Consider the following 19,615-nt stretch of genomic DNA (forward strand, 5'->3'; position numbering starts at 1 on the left):
GCGTCAGCTCACGTTGAGCGCCGTGTCGTCGACGACGAATGACGTCTGGAGCTTGGAGCCCTCCGTGCCGGTGAGCTTGACCGTCACCGTCTGCCCGGCGTAGCCGCTCAGGCTGAAGCTGCGCTGGGTGTAGCCGGAGGCCGCGTTGAGGTTCGAGTACGTGGCCAGGGTGCTCAGGACCGTGCCGGAGCTGTTGAGGACCTGCACCTTGAGGGTGTCGTACGCGGTGCTGGCCGTGGTCTCCGCGGTGTCGATGTGCAGGTAGAAGCTCAGGGTCGCGGCGCAGCCGGACGGGATGGTCACCGACTGGGAGAGAGTGTCGGTGGTGGCGGCCCCGTTGCCGTCGAGCCAGGCGTAGTACGAACCCGTACGGGCGGACTCACTCGTGGAGTTGGTGATGACGCCGCTGGTCGCACTCCAGGTGGAGCTGCCGGACTCGAAGCCGCTGTTGCCCAGGAGCTGGGCGGCGGTGCAGGTGCCGCCTCCCCCTCCGCCGCCGGTGCCGCTCGCGCCGGACAGCCACTCCGTGGCGTTCAGGGCGAGGGGGGCGTTGGTGGCGCCGGTGTCGTTCCAGCCGTCGTACAGGGTGTTGCCGGACTGGCCGGTGCCGTCGTCGGCCGGCGAGGTGTCGCCCCAGAAGGCGACCCGGCCGCTGCCGAAGGTGCTGGTGACGAAGAAGGCGCCGGTGTTGCCGGAGTAACCGCTGCGGTAGAGCAGGCCCTTGACGGCGGAGTTGTCGGCGGGCTTGAGCGTGGCCGTGGTGCCGTCGGCGATCAGGCTCTTGGTGACGGTGCCGAAGGAGCCGTGCAGCACCGGGTCGCTGCTGTCGCTGATCGCGGCCGGGTAGCCGGAGCCGACGTCGAGTGTGTCGATGGAGAAGCCGAACGGGTCGGTCGAGTCGACACTGTTGTTGGTCATCAGGTCGTTGAGGATCTCGACCGCGTCCTCGCCGTCGTTGTTGCGGTCGGCGCCCGTGTGGTCGGAGATCATGAACAGGCCGCCGCCGTTCTTGACGAAGTTCATGATCGCGGTCTTTTCGGCGGTGGTGAAGAGGGTGTTCGGTTCGGGCAGGACCAGCGTGTCGAAGTTCGACAGGTCGGTCGTCGTCGAGCCGCCGTAGCTGAGGCTGGAGCCGGACGGCAGTGTTTTGAGGCTGTAGTCGCCGGTCTTTTGCAGGGCGACGCCCCAGGAGGACAGCGCGCCCGTCCAGTCCGTCTCGGAGGACGGGGAGGAGTCCTCGGAGAGCGGGTCGGGCTGGCTGGTGGAGATGATCCAGTCGGCGTTCCCGGCCGTCTCGGCGTGGGCGTTGTCGAACAGGATGCGGTGCGGGGTGGCCGCGTGGGCGGGCGTGGCACTGGTACTGACCTGGAGGGCGGCTCCGGTGACGAGCAGCCCGAGGCCGACCAGGCAGGTGCTGAGTCTGCGGCGGGATCTTCTGGATCCGAGCATCCGTCAAACCTCCGTGAGGGGTGGGGAAATATGCGGGTGCGGGCGCCAAGTCTGCGCGCGTAGACAGAAGGTGAGGGTTCTACACGCGTTGACCAATTGAAAGGTACATGGCATTGCCGCCCGGTGAACATCAAGCGCGGGCAATAACCGGAAGGGACTGCCCCACGCTCCAGCGGGCAGATGCAGTGCAGCGAGGGTCCGACAAAGAGGGGCGGAAATGGAGATCTCAAGCATCTTCAGTGCCATCGTCATCGGCATCATCATCGGTGTGCTGGGACGGCTCGTCGTCCCGGGGCGCCAGCGCATCGGCATCCTGTGGACGATCGCCGTCGGCATACTGGCCGCGTTCGTCGGATCGGCGATCGCCGCCGCGTTCGACGTGGCCGACACCAAGGGCATCGACTGGATCGAGTGGCTCATCCAGATCGGCCTCGCCGCGCTGGGCGTGGCCACGCTGGACCGGGCCCGGACACGACGGTAGGGCTCGCGCCACGCTTGCGTGGCTCAAGGTTCAAAAGGGGCAGGCGGCGATTCCCGAAAGGCATGAGGGCGCGCCCGCTGATGTTGGGGGGTGCTGCCCGCCGGGCCGCCGCAAATTCCGTTGCGGGGCGGTGCCCCGTTGCGATTGGCTGCTGCGGCTCGACACTCACCGTGCACCCACCGCCCCGACCGTGACGGAGCCGCCTTGTCCCTGCGCATCACCCCGCTCACCGATCCCGAGCCCGGCCCGTCGAGTCGTCGTCTGGTCTGGCTGGCCTCCGGCGCCGACGGTGAGCCGGTCGGGTCCGCGTTCCTGCGGCTGTTCACCCGCGAGGGGCAGAAGCACCTCGCCGAGCTGGAGCTCGCGGTGCACGGTGCGGAACGTCGGCGGGGCGTCGGCACCCGGCTGCTGGACGCCGCCCTGGCCGCGGCGCGGACGGAAGGCCGGCGATCGGTGGTCGCTCAGGCCGAACAGGGCTCCCCAGCAGACCTGTTCCTGGCGGCGCGGGCCTTCCGGCCGGCGCTGTCCCTGACGTACGCCCGGCTGACGCTGGCGGACCCCGACCTCACTGCCCTGGACGAACTCGCCGACCGCCCCCACCCGGGCTACCGGCTGACGGAGTGGGAGGGCACCGTACCGGTCGAACTGGCGCGGACGTACGCCGACTCGCGTCGCGCCATGGACGACATGCCGATGGAGAACACCGACTACGGCACGGTCGTGTGGGACGTGGAACGCGTGGTCGCGGCCGCCGAGGCGGTCGCACGGCGCGGCGACCTGCTGCACACGGTCGCCGCGGTGGACGCGGCGGACGGCTCCGTCGTCGGCTTCTCCGAACTGGTCGTGCCGGGCGACGGCCGGGGCGACGGACAGCACTACGGTACGGCGGTGCTGCCGGAGCACCGCGGCCACGGCCTCGCCCGCTGGATGAAGGCGGCATCGATCCGCCGGGCACGCGAGCGGCACCCGGAGCTGGGCGGCCTGCTCACCGACACGGCGGACAGCAACGCACCCATGCTCGCCGTCAACGACGCCCTCGGTTACGTCCCCACGCACAGGTCGGTCGAGTACCAGCACGACCTGTGACCCGGCGCGGCACCGCCCTCACCAGGGGACGTGCCGAAGCGCGGCCCGGGTGACGTCACGTCAGGCCGAACGCGTCCACCGAGGCGTCGATCCGGGCCGTGAGCACCTACGCGTACGGCGCTGTCCTGCCCGGTGCTCCCGGTGTTCCCGCCGTGACAAACAGCGGGCGCCAGAGCCGACCTGCGGCACCCCTTACGGACGGCGCGCTACGGCACATACACGTACGGCGTCGTCGTGCTCAGTGCGGTGAAGCCGAGGCGTTCCAGGATGGGGCGACTGTCGGCGGAGGCGTCGACCTGAAGGTAGCGGTAGCCGCGGTCGGCGGCGACGCGGGCGCGGTGGGCGACCAGGGCGCGGTAGATGCCCCGGCCGCGCCAGGCTTCGACGGTGCCGCCGCCCCACAGTCCGGCGAACGGCGTGCCGGGGACCAATTCCATGCGGGCCGAGCTCACGGGCACATGGCCGACGACGGCGACCATGGCGACGATCGTGTCGGGGTCGGCGGCGAGCCGGGCGAGCATCCGGTGGCGCAGCCGTGTGCTGTCCCTACCGAACGCCTTCTCGTGCGCCTCGGCCATCAGGTCGACGCCCGCGGCGTCGGTGACGGGCAGGATGCGGATGCCCGCCGGCGGCTCGGCGTCGAGAGTCAGACTCGCCACTTCGGCGATGACCAGCGTCTCCTGCGGCTCGGGTGTGAACCCGGCCGCCTCGAGCCGCTGCCCGAGGTCGGTCGGCAGGTCGTGCCCGTAGACCTTCCACTCGAACTCGCGGCCGAGCCCCGTGAAGTACGCGATCTGCTCGGCGATCGCCGCGTCGGCGCCGGCCGCATCCAGCGCTGACCACAACACCCCGTTCCAGCCCTGTGCGGAGGCGACCTGGCGGACCACGTTGCCGGCGCGTTCGATGCGGGTGTCTGGGCCGTCGGGGCGGGCGCCTTCGCGCATGGCCCGGTCGTAACGGGCGAGTACCGCCGCGTGATCCGTCTGATTCATGCGCTCACTCCAGCATCAAGGCCCGGCCCGCTCAACGGATTTACCGCCGGGCGACGTCGGGCCGCACCGCCGCGAGGGAGAGGCACGCCACGCGCGCGTGCCGCCGGCCCGGGTCGCCGTCCTGCAGATCACGGTGTAGTACGCGGGCATCGCGGGCTCCCTCACCGGCGGAGTCGTCCTCGACGGCAGGGGCGCCGGTCCCTTCCGTGGACGGCGCTCCCGCCGGTCGCCGTGGGGCGTCGGCACCCCTTTCCCGCCCTACGCGAGCGAGCCCTCGGCACGGAGCCCGCGGCTCTGTATCACCGAGGGGCGGGCGGTGGGTGACGATCCGTTTGCCCCTTGTGTACAGCGGCCCACGCCTGGGTGGGGCTCAGGCGCGCTTCACTGTGGGGACGCCTGACGGAGGGCCCCCACAGGGGAGACCCTCCGTCGGACCGGAATCGCTGGGCTGGTTCCGGTCAGTACTCCGCACGCGGACGGAAGCGCCGGTAGAGGGCTGCTCCGCCCAGGACCAGGGCGGCGCCGCCGGCGAGGGCCGGGAGGGTCTGGTCCATTCCCGTGTGGGCGAGGGAGACGGGCTCGCCCAGGTCGTGCGGCGCGGGCGCCGGCGCCTGGTGCGCCTTCGGCGGAGCCGACTTCACCGGGACCGGGCTCACGGGGGTGGAGGGGGTGGCGGGGGCGTCACCGTAGGTGTTCGTCGACTTGTTGCCGACGGCCGCGTTACCGACGCCGACCCCGTTCACGGTGTTGCCGCTGACATTCACCGGGAGGTGGACGGGGAGCTGCACGACGTTGCCGGAGACGACGCCGGGCGAGTTCGCCGTCGTGCCGTGTGCCACCGCCCCATCGCGTGCGGATGCCCCGCCGGGTGCGGGGGCCGCGGCCTTGGCGTCGGCGGAGTCCTCGTTGGCGCAGATGTTGCCCGCGGCCGGATTCAGCAGCCCCGCCACGTTCACGGTGTTCCCGCACACGTTCAGCGGGATGTGCACCGGAACCTGGACGGTGTTGCCGGAGATCACACCGGGCGAGCCGGCCGCGGAACCGTCCGCCGCGGAACCGGCGTACGCGGGGATCGTTACTGCCATCGCGCCGGAGGCGGCGGCTACGGCGATCACACCGTTTCGGGTAGCCCGTCTCATAGGTTCTCTGCCTTCCAGACATGGTCGCGGGCGCTCGCCCGCACCGGGTAGAACGCAGGTCGAACCATCGAAGTTATGGCTTACCGGCCTTTCACCCCATTGAGCGGCACAGCTGTCGAACGGGCAGCAATACCGTCGTACCGGTAGCAGTCGTACCGGTACGACGGTGACGGTACGACGATCAGCGGGACCGCCGGGCGGCGAGGAGCGCCGCCACGTCGTCCTCGCGCACGCCGTTGGCCGGCCGGGCCAGGAGCGCGTCGAGCAGGTGCTCGAAGCCGCCCGTACTCATCCCGGCAGACGGCGACGCCGACGTCCTGCGGCTGCCGACCGGACCGCCCATCGGCGCCGACCGGCTCGTCGGCGGGACGGCCGTGGGCCTCGGGAAGAGCCACTGGGGCGGTGGTCGTTCAGCGGTCACACTTCTTGCGCTCGCTGTCGTGACCTGGTCACCTGCTCACCCATCGTGAAGTGAAGGTCCGGATGCCGCATCTCAGCCCGGCCCGGCCCGACGCCGCCGCCCGACGCCGCCGCCCGGGCCCCGCTCGTCCGGAGGCGGGGCTTCCCGAGCCCGCCTATCGTGAGCGGAAGCGCCCGGTCCGCCGTGGGGCGCCCTGGAGGCATCCATGCCGGCAAAGCTGTCAGCGCGGCCCGCGATACGGCGCTGCGCGCTCGTCGGAACCGTCGGGCTGGCACTGCTCGGCGCGGGACTGCCTGCGGCGACCGCGCAGAGCGGGGACGGCGGCGAGCCCGATCTGTCCCGGTTCTACCGCCAGAAGGTCACCTGGTCGGCGTGCCGGGGCGAGGGCATGCCCGAGGACCTGCAGTGCGGCACGGTCACGGTCCCCCTCGACTACGCGAGGCCCGGTTCCGGCACCCTCGACCTGGCCCTGGCCCGCTACCGGGCGACGGGTCGGTCGCGAGGCTCGGTGCTGCTCAACTTCGGCGGGCCGGGCGGCTCCGGGGTCAGCGGGCTGGCCACCGACAGCAAGGACTTCATGGGTCTGACCAACGGCTACGACGTGGTTTCCTTCGACCCCCGCGGGGTCGGCCGGTCCTCGCCCGTCAGCTGCGGCGAGGGCCAGGACGGCGCCTGGGCGGCCACCGGGGAGAGCGCGGACAGCCTCGCCGATCCGAAGGCCGTCCTCAGGCAGCTCAAGAAGTCGGCGGACGCGTGCGCCCGGCACGCCGGGCCCGTACTGCCGCACATAGGCACCGTGAACGTCTCGCGGGACATGGACGTCATACGCCAGGCGCTCGGCGACAAGAAGCTGAACTACCTCGGGTTCTCCTACGGAACGCGGCTCGGCGCGGTGTACGCGGCCCAGTTCCCGGACCGGGTGGGCCGGATGGCGCTCGACGGGGTGGACACACTGACCGAGCCGCTGTCCGAGCAGGGGGCGGCAGGCGCCGCGGGCCAGCAGGTCGCGCTGGAGGACTTCCTCGACTGGTGTGCGAAGGACGTCGCCTGCCCGCTCGGGCAGGATGCGCGCGCGGCCAGGGAGCAGATCGTACAGATCGTCCACTCGCTCGACGAGGACCCGGTACCGACGGACTTCGGCGACCAGTTCTCCGGCCAGGACCTCGTGGGCGCGATCGGTCAGGCGCTCTACAGCAAGGAGTTCTGGCCCTTGCTGGAGCGGGCCCTGGCCCAGCTGGTCGAGGACGGCGAAACGCGCGCGATCATGGGGTTCGTCTCCGGCGGATACGCGCTCCCGATCCGGCAGGAGAACGGAAAGCCGCACTCCGGGCACAAGGCCGGCGGCCTCGTCGACCCGGCGGACGTTCCCCTCGACAACCTTCCGGCGGCACTGATGGCGATCAACTGCGCGGACGACCCCGATCGCCCCGCCGCCGCGCAGGTCACCAAAGACCTCGACCGGCTGCGCACCGAGTACGACCAGGCGTCCGCGGTGTTCGGCGAGTACCGGCTCAGCCAGGTGCTGATGTGCTATGGCCGCCCCAAGGGCACCGACTACATCCGCGACGACGTCAAGAACGTCCACACGCCGAAGATGCTCCTCGTCGGCACGCGCGGTGACCCGGCGACGCCGTACCGCTGGACCCTGGAGACGGCGAAGCGGCTCGGCCCGTCGGCCGTGGTGCTCGACAACAGGGGCGAGGGCCACACCGGGTACGCGTCCTCGAAGTGCGTGCACGGCAAGGTCGACGCGTTCCTGCTGTACGGCTCCCTGCCGGCGAGCGGCAGCTCCTGCGGCTCGGAGGACGACGACTGAGCCCGGGGCACAAGGGCATGACGCATGATTCACTCAGGGCGTCGTCTCGCCTGCCTGCGCCGTCCTGACGAACCGGTCGATCGCCGCGGTGAGTTCGGCCGGCTTCTCCACCGGGAGTTCATGGCCGGCGTCGAGGATCCGGACCTCCGCGTCCGGGTAGCTCTTGGCCATCCGCAGCATCTGCTTCACGGGCAGCTGGATGTCGTAGTAGCCGTGGACGAGCAGGGTGGGCGTGCGAATCTCGCCGACCCGGTCCAGGACGTCGAAGGCCCGCATGGCGCCGTACAGCGTCATCACGACCTCGCGCGGGGTGTCCGCGGAGGACCGCACGTACTCCCGGATCTCCTCCCGCGGGTAGCCGGGGGCGAACGCCCGCTGGATGTTGGTGGCGACGAACAGCTTGAAGGGGACGAGGGTCGAGGCCGCCATCAGCAGCCCTCGCCCTCGGCTGTACGTCATCCGGCTGATGGAGTTGACCAGCACCATGCGCTCGACCCGCTCGGGGTGGGCGAGGGCGATGGTCTGGGAGATCATCCCGCCCATGGAGTGACCGACCGGCACGAACCGTTCGACCTTCAGGTGGTCGAGGAGGGCGAGGACGTCCTTCGCCAGCTCCTCGATCGTCCGCACGCCCGCCCCGCCGCTGTCGCCGTGCCCGCGCAGGTCGAGCCGGATCACCCTGCGCCGCTCGGCGAAGTGCGTCACCTGGTGGTCCCAGCGGTGCCGGTTGGCGGTCCAGCCGTGGATGAACACCAAGGGCACGCCGGCACCGTCGCGCGGACCCTCGTCGTCGTAGGTCAGGGCTGCGCCGTCGACTTCGAGCAGCGGCATGGGTGCCTCCTGGAGTGCGGTCCGGACAGTCCGGTTACTGTCCGGTTACTGTCCGGTACGGTAACCGGCCGTCCCTGCGGCCGTCACCGCCGACGCCGAGGAAATCGAGGATGTACCCGAACACGTCCAGGGCGGCGCCCCGGCCGAGGAAGGTGTCCAGGTGCCCGTGGCCGGGGATCTCGGTGTACGTCACGTCCAACTGCGGCTGCCGGTGGGCGAGTACGTCGCGGCACAGCTTCTGCGAGTCCAGCCACAGCCCGTTCTCGCTGCCCGCGAGCAGCAGGACCGGGCTGTCGACACGGTCGGCCGCGTCGCCAGGACGTCGGCCAGGTTGCGGGTCTCGGGCTGCAGGGTCGGAGTCGGCCGCGAAGTGGGCTGATTGCGTCCTGAACTGCTGCCGTGCCGTCAGAACTCCACAGGGTCCCGGACGATCGGACACGTCATACAGTGCCCACCGCCCCGCCCGCGCCCCAACTCGGCACCGACGATGGTGACCACCTCGATACCGGCCTTGCGCAGCAACGTGTTCGTCTGGGTGTTGCGGTCGTACGTGAACACCACACCGGGTTCCAGCGCGACCGCGTTGTTGCCGCTGTCCCACTGCTGCCGCTCGGAGGCGTAGACGTCCCCGCCGGTCTCCACGACCCGCAACTCCGACAGGCCGAGCGCCTTCGCGACCACGTCGACGTACGAGGCCGAGCCCTCGTCGGTGATGTCGACGCCGGGCGCCTTGTCCGAGGGGCGCAGGGAGAAGGCGTGGACAGCCTCCATGATGGTCGGATACAGCGTCACCAGGTCGCGGTCGGCGAAGGTGAACACGGTGTCCAGGTGCATCGCGGAGCGCAGCTTCGGCATGCCGGCGACGACAACGTGCCTGGCGGCGCCCCGGTCGAACAGGGCCTTGGCGACCTGGGTGATGGCCTGCCGCGAGGTGCGTTCACTCATCCCCATCAACACGACACCGTTGCCGACGGGCATGATGTCCCCGCCCTCGAACGTCGCCTGCCCCCAGTCGAGTTCGGGATCGCCCCACCAGACGTTGGAGTCCACGAAGTCGGGATGGAAGGCGTAGATCGCCTTCATCAGCAGGGTCTCGCCGTGCCGGGCCGGCCAGTACAGCGGGTTGAGCGTGACGCCGCCGTACAGCCAGCACGTGGTGTCGCGGGTGTAGAGGGTGTTGGGCAGCGGGGGCATCAGGTACTCACGCACGCCGGTCGACTCGCGGGCGAGGGTGACGTAGCCGGTGCGGTACTCGTCCGGCAGGTCGGCGGTGGCCAGGCCGCCGATCAGGAACTCGGCGAGCCGACCCGGTTCGAGGGTCTCGAGGTAGGCGCGCGTGGTGTCGATGAGGCCCAGCCCGACCTCGTTGGCGGTGATCTTCCGGTCGAGGAGCCAGTCCCGGGCCTCGGGGATCGCCATGGTCTGCGCGAGCAGCTCGTGCAACTCGACCACGTCGACGCCACGTCCGCGCAGCTTGTTGACGAAGTCGAGATGGTCGCGCTGGGCGTTCTCCACCCACATCACGTCGTCGAAGAGCAGGTCGTCGGAGTTGGTGGGGGTGAGCCTGCGGTGGGCGAGCCCGGGGGCACAGACAAGCACCTTGCGCAGCCTGCCGACCTCGGAGTGGACGCCGTACACGGGGCGGGTGTCTTGACTGGTCACGGTGCACCTTCCGGGGTCAGAGGCTGATCCAGCCCAGGGTCAGGGCGACGATCCCGAGGACCGCGCCGGCCACCGACACGGCCAGGACGACGAGTTCGTGCGGCGAGAACAGCCGCCTGCCCTGCTCCCTGCGGGCCATCACGAACAGGACGGTGGCGGGGGCGTAGATGATGAAGGAGACGAGGAGGAACTTCAGTCCGGCCGCGTAGAGAAGGAACGCGGTGTAGATGGTGGCGAGCGCTGCGACGAGCAGTTCCCCGTTCCTGTTCCCACCCCGGTCCCCCAGCCGCTCCGCTTCCCCGCCCTCCCCCTGCCCGCGCGGCCCGCGGGCGAGCGCGATCCGTACGGCGAAGGCCGCGGCCAGCAGAAAGGGGATCAGCGTCAGTGCGCTGGTCAGGTCCAGCGCGAAGTTGAACGCGTCGTCCGAGAACAGCGTGACGATCAGGAAGAGCTGGCTGAGCAGGGTCGACATCACCAGCGCGGGCACCGGCACGTCGGCCGCGGTGGAGCGCTTGAGGAACCGCGGCATGTCGTCGTCCTTGGCCGCCACGAACAGCACCTCCGCGGCCATCAGGGTCCAGGCGAGATAGGCGCCGAGCACCGAGACGATCAACCCGACGCTGACGAAGACCTCGCCCCAGGTGCCCACCGCGTGCTCCAGGACGCCGGCCATGGACGGCTGGCGCAGTTCGGCGATCTCACTCATCGGCATGATGCCGTACGACACGATGGTCACCGACGCGAAGATCGCGAAGACGCTGAGGAAGCCGAGGACGGTGGCTCGGCCGACGTCCTCGCGGCGGCGGGCGTGCCGCGAGTAGACGCTGGCACCCTCCACGCCGAGGAAGACGAAGACGGTGGCCAGCATGGTGCCCTTGACCTGATTGAAGAGCGAACCGGCGTAGTCGGCGCCGGCGAAGTTGTCGGCGAAGACCCGGGGTTCGAAGTAGAAGAGCGCGAGGACGACGAAGACGATGATCGGCACGACCTTGGCGATCGTGACGATCCGGTTGATGGCCGCGGCCTCCTTCACCCCGCGGCTGATGAGCAGGAAGAACAGCCACAGGCCCACCGAGGAGAGGACCACCGAGAGCACGGTGTCGCCGTCGCCGAGGGAGGGGGCGATCGCACCGATCGTCGACATGATCAGCACCCAGTACGTCACGTTGCCGACGCAGGCGCTGGCCCAGTAGCCGAAGGCCGAGAAGAAACCGAGGTATTCGCCGAAGCCCGCCTTGGCGTAGGCGTACACGCCGGCGTCGAGATCCGGCCGGCGCACCGCGAGGGTCTGGAAGACGAAGGCCAGCATCAGCATGCCGGTGCCGGCGACGGCCCAGGCGATCAGCGCGCCGGCCACGCCCGTCTCCTGGGCGAAGCGGCTCGGGAGGGAGAAGACGCCCGCCCCGACCATGGAGCCGACGACCATGGTCGTGAGGGTCGGCAGGCTCAGTTTCGCGGCAGCCACGCCAGCGACGTTAATACTGAAACTTCCCGAATGCCCGCCTGAACTGCCCCAAATGCCTGATACGCAAATCAGTCCTATGGTGCTCATATGGAGCACGCACTCAGTCCCGCAACCCTCACCGAGCTGCGCCGGCCCCGCCCCTACCCGGCGGTGTCCGTACTGACCCCGACGCACCGCCGCGAGCCCGACAACACCCAGGACCCGGTCCGGCTGCGCAATGTGCTGGCCGAGGCCAAGCGGCAGCTGGAGGCAGATCCCGCGGTCACCCGCGAGCGGCGCACGGAAGTCGTCGAGCAACTGGACCGGGCGCTGGCCGAGGTCGACCTGGCGCACGCCGAGGACGGCCTGGTGATCTTCGCCGCCCCGGGTGAGCACCAGGTGTGGTCGCTGGCCCGCCCCGTGCCGGAACGGGTGGTGCTCTCGGACACCTTCCTGACCCGTAACCTGGTCTCCGCGCAGGCCGCCGAGCGCCCCTTCTGGGTGCTGTCGGTCTCCGCCGACCGGGTGACGCTGTGGAGCGGCGGCGCCGAGCGCGTCACCGAGGAGCACGTCGGCGGCTTCCCGCTGACGCGGAGCGCCGAGAACTTCGACGCCGAGCGCCAGGAGCAGATCGGCGACCTGCCCAGCACCTTCCGCGACGAGGGGACCCGCCACTTCCTGCGCGAGGCGGACACCGCGATGAGCAAAATCATTCGGGACGATCCGCGGCCGCTGTACGTCACCGGCGAGCGGGCGGCGCTGTCCCTCCTGGACGAGGCCGGCGGCGCCACCAGCAGGAACGCGGTGCACGTCCCGCACGGCGGTCTCGCGACCGGCTCCCCCGACGCGGTGTGGCAGGCCGTACGCCCCGTCCTGGCTGCCGAGGACCGCAAGAACGTGGACACCGTGACCCGGGAACTCGTAACCGCCCGCGGCCGGAAGGAGTTCGCGGCCGGGGTGGACGAGATCTGGCAGAACGCCCGGGAGGCGCGGATCCGGCTGCTCGCCGTCGAGGAGAACTACCGCGTCACGGTGCGCGACGACGGCGACCATCTGGTCCCGGCTTCGAGCGGCGACCTGGACGCCCGCGACGACATCGTGGACGAGATCGTCGAGCAGTGCCTGGAGACGGGAGCGGACGTGCGCTTCGTGCCGGACGGCACGCTGGGTGACGCCCAGGGGATCGCGGGCGTGCTGCGGTACTGAGGCCCGCCCCGGGGCCTCTTGACGACCATGAAACCCTGGTCGTCGTGGAGTCGCCCGAGCCGCCCCGCCTCGAACCGCCCGCGCACCTCGGTCCCGGTGCCCTGTTCGTGTGCACGGCCGCCGTCTCCTCCGCCTACCGCCCGCCGGCGTCCCTCGGCCGGCCGGTCGCCTCCCTGCCCGGTGTGCACCGCATCCCCAGGCCCTGGGCCCTGCCGCACGCCGTCGGCTTCGACGAGTCGGGAAAGTTCGCGCGGTGCGACGGCCGGGAGGCGTCCTCCCTGCCGTGGCGCCGGGTGCGACGGCTCGACGTCGGCCGTCCCGAGTACGGCCGGCCCTTCTGGACACCGCCTCCCGGCCGGCTGCGGCTGTGGGTGGTCGGCGGTGCGACGGCCGGAGGCGTGGGGCGCCTCTCGGCATGGCGGCGGACCAGCGAGGGGGCCGTCCCGCTGTGGCCGTTCGGCGAGAGCGGAATCGACCGGATCTACGTACGTGAGGCCCTGCGCCGGCTCGCTCCGCCGGGTGCGCGCGTGGGGCTGGGAAAGGAGCCGACGGATCGTGTCCGAACTGCTGGGAGTAGCCGTCCTGGGTGCCGGCCACATGGGTGCCGACCACATACGACGTCTCGATCAGGTAGTGAGCGGCGCGAGGGTGGCCGCCGTGGCCGATCCCGATGCGGGACGGGCGAAGGAGGCGGTGGCCGGACTGGACGGCGTCTGCCTGCACACGGAGGCGGAGGCCGCCCTCGACGCCCCGGGGGTCGACGCCGTACTGATCGCCTCGCCGGGTCCCGCGCACGAGGAGGCGCTGCTCGCGGCCTTCGCACGCGGGCTGCCGGTGCTGTGCGAGAAGCCGATGGTGCCCGAGTCCGCGGGAGCGCTGCGCGTGGTGGAGGCGGAGGCGCGGCTGGGCCGGCGGCTGGCGCAGATCGGGTTCATGCGGCGCTACGACGCCGAGTACCAGCGGCTCAAGTCCCTTCTGGGCAGCGGGCGGTTGGGGCGGCCGCTGATGCTGCACTGCACCCACCGCAACGTCTCCTCCCCGCCCGGCTTCACCAGTGCCATGCTGATCAACAGCTCCGTGTCGCACGAGATCGACGCGGCCCGCTGGCTGCTGGACCAGGAGCTGACCGCGGTGACCGTGCTCCGCCCCCGGTCCGCCTCGGATGCTCCCCAGGGCCTGCTCGACCCGCAGTTCGTGCTCTTCGAGACCGATGGGGGCGCCCTGGTCGACGTGGAGGTCTTCGTCAACTGCGGCTTCGGCTACCAGGTCCGCTGCGAGGCCGTCTGCGAGGCGGGCAGCGCCCGGATCGGCGAGGAGCACACCATGGCCGTGACGTCCGCGGGCAGCGCGAGCCGGGACGTGCCGCAGGACTACCTCGTGCGGTTCGCGGACGCCTACGACCGTGAGGTGCAGGCATGGGTCGACGCGACCCGGCGGGGGCAGGTCACCGGCGCGAGCGTCTGGGACGGCTACGCGGCCTCCGTCGTGGCCGAGGCCGGGGTCCGGGCGCTGGAGAGCGGCGGCCGGGTGACCGTCGAGCTCGCCCCACGCCCGGACCTGTACGCGGCGGTCAGCCGCTGACGCACCCCGCGGTCGAAGCCGGCCGTCCTGCCGGGCGGCGGTGTCGCGACAGGCGTTCGAGTGGATCGAGAAGTGGGGGGTGGGAGCGTCTCCTCAAAGGTGTGTTGCGCACTCACGCGGGACGGAAGAGGGCGTTGAGGCTCTTGTCGACGGCGGCGGTGAGGTCCTCCTCGCCGGGCGCCACGACCGCGTACGTCCGAAGCAGGAAGCGGCGCAGCGCCGGGGTGTCGAACTGAAGCAGCGCCATCCCGCGGGCCGAGTGGAACTCCAGGACCGTACGGTCCCGCCCGCAGGGCCAGATGTGCACGTCACCGCTACCGGACGGTCCCCGCAGCCCGGCCTCCAGCAGAGTGCGGCCGAAGGTCCAGGTGGCCCCCTCGCCGTCGAGGGTGACGTCGGGCGGGAAGTCGACGTGCACGGCGAGCGGGTCGGCGTCGGTGTAACGGAAGGTGGCGGAGACGGGAAGCTCCTGCTGCTCCGCGGTGATCAGCCGGCCGTGGCTGGCCTGCTCGACGGTGACGTCCATGGTCGGTCTCCCCCGGGTGAGTGGCGGGTCGGTCGGCATTGCCGTGTTGTCTTTACGACCTCGCTGGGGGCCTTCGCATTACGCGGAACCGGCAACAATTTAGTGTGACCTGCATCACTCAGGGCGCGATTCGCTCGCACCATAGAACACAGGGTCGTCGAACATATGGATAGGCGCGACCTTCGAAGCCCCAACGCTCCGTCAAGCCCCGTAGGCCACCTACGACTTACCCTCACTGGTGGCGTACGTCATTCACCCTGTACAGCCACATCATAAAGACTGTGGCATATGCCAGAAGCACCACCGGATCGAGTGTTGCCAAATCCCTTACACGGCGTCGCGGGCTGTGCAACAGTCATAACGGTCCTTCCGTCAGCCTTGGTCGTACCGTCCCCGCATCGGAGTGCGTCATGCCGTCCCATCTCTCTGCGGACCGCCCAGCCGCCCAGCCGCCCGGACGCGGCTCGGTCGACGCGCTCATATCGCAGACGCGACACCTCAAGGGCGAGGTGGACGCCGTACGACGGGACGCGCAGGGCGACGCATCACACCCGGAGGGACGCTGGCAGCGCGCGCTGTGCGACCTGGCACTGCACCAACTCAGCGACCTCGACGCACACTTGGCGCAGCTGCGCGACGGCCCACCGCCCGTACCCACGGCATCCGAGACGGTGTCCGTCCCCCCGTCGGCCCCGGACGCCCCCCGGCGCGACTCGCTGCTCAGCCGCGTCGGCAGCGCGGAGTGGAACCTGCTGACCGACGAGGCCAGTTGGTCCGGCGAGCTGTTCCAGATCCTCGGCCGCGACCCGACCGCTCCCCCGCTCACCCTCGACGAACTGCCGTCCGTGGTCCTCGACGAGGACCGGCCGATGCTGACGGCGATGGTCACGGACTGCCTCGTCGACGCCAAACCCATCGACGGGGAGTTCCGGGTCGTGCGCCCGGACGGCGAGGTCCGGACCGTGCACATGATGGGCGAACCCGTGCTCGACGCCGACGGCAGCACCGCCTCGATGTGGGCTGTGCTGCGGGACGTCAGCGAACTGCGGCGCAGTCAGCGGGCGGTGAGCGAGACCCGTGACTCGCTCCAGCGCCACCAGCACCGCGCACAGACCGAGCACCGGCTCGCGGTCGAGCTGCAGGAAGCCGTGCTGCCACCGTGGCGCGGCTCCCTGCGGCTCCCGCACCAGGGCCCCCGGGCACTGGACCTGGCCGCCCACTACCTGCCCGCGTCGACCAGCACACTGATCGGCGGCAACTGGTACGACGCCCTCGAACTGTCCGACGGCGAGACACTCCTGACCGTCGGCGACCTCACCGGACACGGCCCCACCGTCACCTCGAGCATGGCGATGCTGCTGGGCGCCCTGCGCGGCATGGCCATGGCGGGCACCCAGCCCGCCCAACTGATGGCCTGGCTCAACCAGTTACTCGACGCCACCGTCCAGCCGGCCCTGGGCAGCGCGGTCTGCTGCCGCTACCGCGCCGACACCCGCACACTGCTCTGGGCCCAGGCCGGACACCCCGCCCCCCTGCTGTACCGCGGCGGGACGGGGCGCAGGCTCGACGCCCCGGACGGCGTGCTGCTCGGCGCCACCTCGGGTGCCATCTACGGACAGACCGAAGAGACCCTCGAGGTGGGCGACCTGCTCCTGCTGCACACCGACGGGCTGGTGCCCAGTGGGTGGGGAGGAGCGACGTCCGTGAACCGTCTCCTCGACCTGGCCCCACGCTTTGACGAGGCGCGCACCGCACAGGACTGCGTACGGATGGTCGTGGAGGAGTTCGGCGAGACCGAGCGGCAGGACGACGCGTGCGTGCTCCTGGTCAGGGTGGCCTCGTAACAATCAATCAGGGCAGCCGCAGGAACCCCTATGCCTGGGCACTGTTACCACTACCGCCCTTCACCGTCTTCGGCAGCACGAGCCTGATCTCCTCGCGCAGCTCGTGGATCTTCGGGTAGCTGGCGTACTCGGCGGTGAGCCGGTACATCTGGCGCAGCCGGTCCCAGGTGCGGTGCGAGGAGTTCGAGCCCATCGACACCAACGCGAGCCGGGCATAGCGGTCCGCCTGTTCGGGATCGTCCGCGATGAAGCAGGCGGAGGCCATGGACAGGAAGTCGAAGATCTTCGACCGCTGCCTGCCGTCGACGCGCAGGGCCAGGGCCTTCTCCGCGTAGTGCTGGGCGTGCACGGCCGCTTCCGGGTCGTGCTCGGCCAGCGTGCGGTAGGCCAGGGCCTGCATGCCGTACAGGTCCTCCTCCTTGAACGTCTGCATCCAGTCGGGCGGTTCCACGTCGGCCCTGTCGGAGACGAACAGGTCCTCCGCCTGTCCGAGGGTGCGGCGCATCGCCTGGCCCTTGCCCATGGACGCCTGCGCCCAGGCCTCGACGGTGTAGAGCATCGCCTTGGTGCGCGGCAGCACCTCTTCGCCGGAACCGGACTGGGCGAGCTTCATCAGGTCGAGTGCGTCGTCGGGCCGGCCGAGGTGCACCATCTGGCGGGCCGCCCGGGAGAGGGCCTCCCCGGCGCGCGGCCGGTCACCGCCCTCCCTCGCGGCATGGGCGGCGATGACGAAGTACTTCTGCGCCGTGGGCTCCAGGCCGACGTCGTGCGACATCCAGCCCGCGAGAACGGCGAGGTTGGCGGCGACGCCCCACAGGCGCCGCTGGAGATGGGGTGGATGGTGGTAGGCGAGCATGCCTCCCACCTCGTTGAGCTGGCCCACCACGGCCTTGCGTTGCAGCCCGCCGCCGCGGGCCGCGTCCCAGGCCCGGAACACCTCGACGGAGCGTTCCAGTTCCTCGACCTCCTGCGCCCCGACGGGGGCGGCCTCATAGCGGTCGAACCCAGCGGGGTCGGCGTGCAGGGGGTTGTCGGAGTGGGGAGCATCGGCGGACAGGGTCGGATCGGTGTGCAGCCAGTCGTACATGGCGCTGCTGAGGGCGGATCCGGCGGCGAGCGCGGCACCCGCGCCCACCAAGCCGCGTCGGTTGAGCATGAGGTCCATTCCCGTGAATTCGGTGAGGACCGCGGCAGTCCGCTCGGGCGCCCACGGCACACCGTCGGGATGCTCCACGCTCCCGGCGCCCTGCCGTTTCCCCGCACGCCCGTGCCGGACCAGACCGAGGTCCTCGATGGTCACGACACGGCCGAGACGCTCGGTGAACAGGGCTGCCAGCACCCGCGGTACCGGATCGCGTGGGATCTCTCCCATGTCGATCCACCGCCGCACCCGTGAGGTGTCGGTCGAGAGCTGGGGGTGGCCCATGGCCGCCGCCTGCCGGTTGACCAGCCTCGCGAGTTCACCCTTGGACCAGCCGGCCAGGCCGAACAGGTCGGAGAGGCGGGTGTTGGGTTCTCCGCTCACGTCAAGCCCCCAGGTTCTCGGCTGAGTTGACAGTAGCCCGGTGAGAGTTGCCGGGCGACTATTCGCCAGGCTTCGCCAGGGTGCGCCAGATGGTGTGCCACTGGGCATCGGGTGTCAGGTAGGAACGCGCCACCCCGACCCGGTCGCCATCCTGACAAGGCGGACGCATTCCCCAGGGTGCACCCGGGCGGTCGGGCGGGGCAGCGCATTGACGTCGCAGGCACACGAAGGGATCTGTTTCGCCCATGTACGCAGCATCGTCCTCCGTGTCCGCCCCGCCCCGGCCCCTGCACCCCCGCCCGGGTGGCAGCGGCCCCTACCTCGACCCCGCGCGGTCGGCGGCGGCCCCCGTCATCGGTGCGGGCCGGCCGCGGCGCGCCCCGGGGGTCGGCACGCAACCGCTCAGCGGGAGACTCGACTTGTCCGGCCCTCAGGGCGCCCAGCTGCGCACGGCGATCGCGTCGGTGCACCGGATCTGCCCGGAGTTCGCCCCGGTGCAGGTGCTGCGCCGTAGCGGGCGCTCGGTGCTCCTCGTCGGCACGACGGGACGCAGCACAGCCGTCGCCAAGTGTTTATTGGACCACTCCCCTGTGTGGGCCGAGCGGTACCGGCACGAAATAGCCGCGTACCGCACGTTCGTCCGGCAGCGCCCCCCGGTGCGCGTGCCGAGACTGATCGCGGCGGATCCGGACAACTGCACCCTCGTCATCGAGCGGATGCCCGGGCGGGTGGCGGCCCTCCAGCGGCACCCGGCCGAGGCCCCGCCCCGCAGCGACATCCGGACGGCACTGGGCGCGATCTGCCGGCTCAACGCCTGGCGGCCGTCGGCGGGCACGTTCGACGCGCCCCTGGACTACGCGGCGCGCATCTCCCGGTACCACGAGCTGGGGCTGCTCACCGACCGGGACATGGGGGACCTCCAGAAGCTGCTGCACGGCATCGCGCTCGCCGCGGGCCGGCAGGGCATGGGCCAGTTCTGCCACGGCGACGCGCTGCTCTCGAACATCCTGCTCTCACCGGCCGGTCCAGTGCTGGTGGACTGGGAGCACGCGGGCTGGTACCTACCGGGCTACGACCTGGCGACGCTGTGGTCGGTGCTCGGGGACGCGCCGGTGGCCCGTCGGCAGATCAGCCAGATCGCACAGTCGGCGGGACCCGCGTCACGGGACGCGTTCCTGGTGAACCTGATGCTCGTCCTCACCCGTGAGATCCGTACCTACGAGACGGCCGTGCAGCGTTCGATGCACGACACGACCCCGGCGGCACCGGGAATGGCTCCCCCCGGTGCTGCGCCGTCCGGCGAGGAACAGCGGCTGCTCCTACGGCGGCTGCACGACGACTGCCAGATGGCCCGGCGGGCCGTACGCGCGGCGGTCGGCACTCGCTGACGGGGATGGTGGTCCGCGGTGCGCCAGGAACGACGGCGCACCGCGGACCTTCGCCATTATCCGCATGCGTCCCCTGCGGCCATTGGTGTACGCCACTGACGCCCCGCAGGCCCGCGGCCCGCCGCCACGAAACTCCCCGGCCCCCTTGTTGACATGGGAAATCGCCTCCTTCTGGGCATGATTGACGGATCGTCGGACAGCCGGTACCACTGACACGCCCGGCC

16 protein-coding genes are annotated in these 19,615 nt (G+C 70.8%); 7 read left to right on the forward strand and 9 right to left on the reverse strand.

The genetic code is table 11. The features are described 5' to 3' along the window. Nucleotides 1-3 precede the first annotated feature (3 nt). Complete coding sequence (locus ACFY16_RS18895; RefSeq protein WP_390648251.1) at nucleotides 4-1,449, reverse strand: hydrolase; 1,446 nt, start codon at nucleotides 1,447-1,449, stop codon at nucleotides 4-6. Between the two features lie 217 nt (nucleotides 1,450-1,666). Here ACFY16_RS18895 and ACFY16_RS18900 point away from each other — a divergent pair, with 217 nt between their 5' ends. Both ACFY16_RS18900 and ACFY16_RS18905 read left to right on the forward strand, forming a co-directional pair. Next, on the forward strand, nucleotides 1,667-1,930 hold the full coding sequence (locus tag ACFY16_RS18900; RefSeq protein WP_390648252.1) for a GlsB/YeaQ/YmgE family stress response membrane protein: 264 nt from the start codon (nucleotides 1,667-1,669) through the stop codon (nucleotides 1,928-1,930). A gap of 204 nt (nucleotides 1,931-2,134) precedes the next feature. Then, entirely contained in the window at nucleotides 2,135-3,016 is an 882-nt protein-coding gene (locus ACFY16_RS18905) for a GNAT family N-acetyltransferase (RefSeq protein WP_390648253.1), read from the forward strand. Nucleotides 3,017-3,222: 206 nt separating this feature from the next. Here the strand turns inward: ACFY16_RS18905 and ACFY16_RS18910 are convergent, their stop codons facing one another. Together ACFY16_RS18910 and ACFY16_RS18915 are read right to left on the reverse strand one after the other, a co-directional pair. Continuing rightward, a complete protein-coding gene (locus ACFY16_RS18910) occupies nucleotides 3,223-4,008 on the reverse strand; it encodes a GNAT family N-acetyltransferase (RefSeq protein ID WP_390648254.1) in 786 nt (261 codons plus the stop codon). A 458-nt stretch (nucleotides 4,009-4,466) separates the two neighbouring features. After that, nucleotides 4,467-5,123, reverse strand: coding sequence for a chaplin family protein (locus ACFY16_RS18915; RefSeq protein ID WP_390648255.1), 657 nt, complete (start codon nucleotides 5,121-5,123; stop codon nucleotides 4,467-4,469). Between the two features lie 650 nt (nucleotides 5,124-5,773). On the opposite strand from ACFY16_RS18915, the gene ACFY16_RS18920 reads away from it, so the two are divergent. Next, nucleotides 5,774-7,384: an alpha/beta hydrolase gene (locus tag ACFY16_RS18920; RefSeq protein WP_390648256.1), complete on the forward strand. Its 1,611-nt coding sequence runs from the start codon at nucleotides 5,774-5,776 to the stop codon at nucleotides 7,382-7,384. Nucleotides 7,385-7,417: 33 nt separating this feature from the next. On the opposite strand, the gene ACFY16_RS18925 is transcribed toward ACFY16_RS18920, so the two are convergent. Genes ACFY16_RS18925 through ACFY16_RS18940 form a run of 4 tightly spaced genes read right to left on the reverse strand, consistent with a single transcriptional unit; the run spans nucleotide 7,418 to nucleotide 11,303 of the window. Then, nucleotides 7,418-8,215 carry an alpha/beta fold hydrolase gene (locus ACFY16_RS18925; protein ID WP_390648257.1) on the reverse strand — a complete coding sequence of 266 codons (798 nt, stop codon included), beginning with the start codon at nucleotides 8,213-8,215 and terminating at the stop codon, nucleotides 7,418-7,420. Nucleotides 8,216-8,249: 34 nt separating this feature from the next. Next, entirely contained in the window at nucleotides 8,250-8,654 is a 405-nt protein-coding gene (locus ACFY16_RS18930) for a hypothetical protein (RefSeq protein ID WP_390648258.1), read from the reverse strand. Beyond that, nucleotides 8,621-9,877 (reverse strand): arginine deiminase, encoded by a 1,257-nt coding sequence (locus ACFY16_RS18935; RefSeq protein WP_390648259.1) that lies wholly within the window; start codon nucleotides 9,875-9,877, stop codon nucleotides 8,621-8,623. The genes ACFY16_RS18930 and ACFY16_RS18935 overlap by 34 nt, the downstream gene beginning before the upstream one ends. Before the next feature lie 16 nt (nucleotides 9,878-9,893). Next, nucleotides 9,894-11,303: a basic amino acid/polyamine antiporter gene (locus ACFY16_RS18940; RefSeq protein WP_390648604.1), complete on the reverse strand. Its 1,410-nt coding sequence runs from the start codon at nucleotides 11,301-11,303 to the stop codon at nucleotides 9,894-9,896. Between the two features lie 126 nt (nucleotides 11,304-11,429). Here ACFY16_RS18940 and ACFY16_RS18945 point away from each other — a divergent pair, with 126 nt between their 5' ends. Together ACFY16_RS18945 and ACFY16_RS18950 are read left to right on the forward strand one after the other, a co-directional pair. After that, nucleotides 11,430-12,527 (forward strand): chemotaxis protein, encoded by a 1,098-nt coding sequence (locus ACFY16_RS18945; protein WP_390648260.1) that lies wholly within the window; start codon nucleotides 11,430-11,432, stop codon nucleotides 12,525-12,527. Between the two features lie 555 nt (nucleotides 12,528-13,082). Beyond that, nucleotides 13,083-14,108 (forward strand): Gfo/Idh/MocA family protein, encoded by a 1,026-nt coding sequence (locus tag ACFY16_RS18950; protein WP_390648261.1) that lies wholly within the window; start codon nucleotides 13,083-13,085, stop codon nucleotides 14,106-14,108. Between the two features lie 112 nt (nucleotides 14,109-14,220). On the opposite strand, the gene ACFY16_RS18955 is transcribed toward ACFY16_RS18950, so the two are convergent. Next, nucleotides 14,221-14,634 carry an SsgA family sporulation/cell division regulator gene (locus ACFY16_RS18955; protein ID WP_390648262.1) on the reverse strand — a complete coding sequence of 138 codons (414 nt, stop codon included), beginning with the start codon at nucleotides 14,632-14,634 and terminating at the stop codon, nucleotides 14,221-14,223. Between the two features lie 410 nt (nucleotides 14,635-15,044). Between ACFY16_RS18955 and ACFY16_RS18960 the strand changes: the two genes are divergently transcribed. Then, the gene (locus ACFY16_RS18960) at nucleotides 15,045-16,478 is read left to right on the forward strand and encodes a PP2C family protein-serine/threonine phosphatase (protein WP_390648263.1); all 1,434 of its coding nucleotides are present in this window, start codon (nucleotides 15,045-15,047) and stop codon (nucleotides 16,476-16,478) included. A gap of 28 nt (nucleotides 16,479-16,506) precedes the next feature. Here the strand turns inward: ACFY16_RS18960 and ACFY16_RS18965 are convergent, their stop codons facing one another. Further along, nucleotides 16,507-18,003, reverse strand: a complete 1,497-nt coding sequence (locus tag ACFY16_RS18965; RefSeq protein ID WP_390648264.1) for a hypothetical protein — start codon at nucleotides 18,001-18,003, stop codon at nucleotides 16,507-16,509. Between the two features lie 245 nt (nucleotides 18,004-18,248). Between ACFY16_RS18965 and ACFY16_RS18970 the strand changes: the two genes are divergently transcribed. Next, the gene (locus tag ACFY16_RS18970; protein WP_390648265.1) at nucleotides 18,249-19,391 is read left to right on the forward strand and encodes an aminoglycoside phosphotransferase family protein; all 1,143 of its coding nucleotides are present in this window, start codon (nucleotides 18,249-18,251) and stop codon (nucleotides 19,389-19,391) included. Nucleotides 19,392-19,615: the final 224 nt, after the last annotated feature.

Source organism: Streptomyces sp. NPDC001315, assembly GCF_042896175.1.
Taxonomy (GTDB): domain Bacteria; phylum Actinomycetota; class Actinomycetes; order Streptomycetales; family Streptomycetaceae; genus Streptomyces.

Excerpts from the sequence above, each read along its gene's own strand:
- ACFY16_RS18895 (WP_390648251.1), bottom strand. The coding sequence starts at position 1,449 with ATGCTCGGATCCAGAAGATCCCGCCGCAGACTCAGCACCTGCCTGGTC.
- ACFY16_RS18900 (WP_390648252.1), top strand. The coding sequence starts at position 1,667 with ATGGAGATCTCAAGCATCTTCAGTGCCATCGTCATCGGCATCATCATC.
- ACFY16_RS18910 (WP_390648254.1), bottom strand. The coding sequence starts at position 4,008 with ATGAATCAGACGGATCACGCGGCGGTACTCGCCCGTTACGACCGGGCC.
- ACFY16_RS18920 (WP_390648256.1), top strand. The coding sequence starts at position 5,774 with ATGCCGGCAAAGCTGTCAGCGCGGCCCGCGATACGGCGCTGCGCGCTC.
- ACFY16_RS18925 (WP_390648257.1), bottom strand. The coding sequence starts at position 8,215 with ATGCCGCTGCTCGAAGTCGACGGCGCAGCCCTGACCTACGACGACGAG.
- ACFY16_RS18940 (WP_390648604.1), bottom strand. The coding sequence starts at position 11,303 with ATGGTCGTCGGCTCCATGGTCGGGGCGGGCGTCTTCTCCCTCCCGAGC.
- ACFY16_RS18945 (WP_390648260.1), top strand. The coding sequence starts at position 11,430 with ATGGAGCACGCACTCAGTCCCGCAACCCTCACCGAGCTGCGCCGGCCC.
- ACFY16_RS18955 (WP_390648262.1), bottom strand. The coding sequence starts at position 14,634 with ATGGACGTCACCGTCGAGCAGGCCAGCCACGGCCGGCTGATCACCGCG.
- ACFY16_RS18960 (WP_390648263.1), top strand. The coding sequence starts at position 15,045 with ATGCCGTCCCATCTCTCTGCGGACCGCCCAGCCGCCCAGCCGCCCGGA.
- ACFY16_RS18970 (WP_390648265.1), top strand. The coding sequence starts at position 18,249 with ATGTACGCAGCATCGTCCTCCGTGTCCGCCCCGCCCCGGCCCCTGCAC.